Origin of the sequence: Moorena sp. SIO4E2 (assembly GCF_010671945.1) — a bacterium.
GTDB classification, from domain to species: Bacteria; Cyanobacteriota; Cyanobacteriia; order Cyanobacteriales; family Coleofasciculaceae; genus Moorena; species Moorena producens.
On the sequence record NZ_JAAHIE010001203.1, the window covers coordinates 1 to 1,435 of the forward strand.

A 1,435-nucleotide genomic window follows, 5' to 3' on the forward strand; every position below is an offset into this window, starting at 1 on the left:
AAGGAGTAATCGGGCAAAATTGTGTCCAAAACAGCTAGGGCTTCGTCTGCCATCATTGACTAGGTTGAAAGCCAACACACCAAACACTAGCTTTACTTTGACATAGAATTGCCAAAATTTCCGTGCAATCAAGCAATTTTTTCCAATTTTTTACGACTATTACCAGCAGATGGCCCACTCCAATCTAGGTAAAATTCCCGATTTTTTCAGGCAGACAATTTCCATAGGTCTTTTTTAAAATCAACTCAACGTTGTTTAAGTCTGGTATCCCAAGACGATTGAGTGATGAAAAAACAAGTTTTCGGAGCAGTTTCAGCCCTAGCATTCGCCGCATCTGTGTTGCCTATTGCCATCCCTAGTCTAGTACCAGTGGCTCAGGCTCAAGCGGGTTTTGTGCCGAATGCTCCCTATGTTGCCAGCGCTGGAATTGCTGGAGCTGCAGGGGATAGGCATTTTATTACCGTTGGTGTGGCTGTGTTTCCAATAAATGCTGTTGTGATTGAATGCACCAATCTGGCTGGTGTTCGTAAAGCAACGGTTACTAATCAGTTTGGTGAGAGAGTGGCAGCAACCACAGCAGTGTCTAAGAGTCCTGAAGGTGGTATGGCTCTTACGGTGACCTTGAATGAACCTGTTAAACCAGGCAATGTCCTGCGCATTGTGATGAATGGGGTAGAACAAAATCGAGAAGGGGGAGCAATGCTTTATCGAGTGTCTGCTCTGACCGAAAATATCTCCTATCCATTTCCTGTGGGTACGGCAATGTTGCTCGAGCCGGTCTTGAATGACTAGAGTCCATAGGGTTGTTCGCGTAGCGTGGCCAATAGGCCAAGGTTGAAGGTTGAAGGTTGAAGGTTGTTTGGTTGAAAGTTGAAGGTTTTTTTGTTAAAGGTTGTTTGGTTAGACCTTGCACCATTAGTATTTTTATGATATTGCTTGCGTCAATTATTCTGACCTATTCCCTGTTCCTTTAACCCAAGTTCCTTGATCCAAAGTCCCCGAATTTCTGTGTCTTTCGATATCTGACCCAAGTACTTGAGGATGTTGTCAAAGGAGTTGAGATTTAGTCGTTAAATTATTGACAATACTAGACAAACTTCTACATACTTGTCTAGTATTATGCATTACAGACCTCACCAATTTGCCAAAATCGCTGGTGTCTCGGTTAGAACCCTTCAACGATGGGATGCATCGGGAAAATTGGTTGCAGACAGGACACTAGGAAACCACCGAGTTTACACCCAGAAACATATCAACGAATTGAAAGGGTTGTTACCCGATTATATGAAACGGTCTATTGTCGTTTACTGCCGGGTATCATCTCCTTCTCAAAGACCAGACCTGGAAAACCAAGTTAAAGCTATGGATACCTTCTGTAATGCCTCTGGTCTCAAAATCGATCAAGTCATCCCAGAAATTGGTGGGAGTATGAACA

General features: G+C 43.4%; 2 protein-coding genes. Both read left to right on the top strand.

The window, feature by feature from the left end; all coding sequences use genetic code 11:
* The first annotated feature begins 285 nt into the window (after window positions 1-285).
* A complete protein-coding gene (locus F6K37_RS42205; RefSeq protein ID WP_287257194.1) occupies window positions 286-792 on the top strand; it encodes a hypothetical protein in 507 nt (168 codons plus the stop codon).
* Window positions 793-1,119: 327 nt separating this feature from the next.
* On the top strand, window positions 1,120-1,435 hold a 316-nt coding region (locus tag F6K37_RS42210; RefSeq protein WP_287257195.1), incomplete at its 3' end, for a MerR family transcriptional regulator.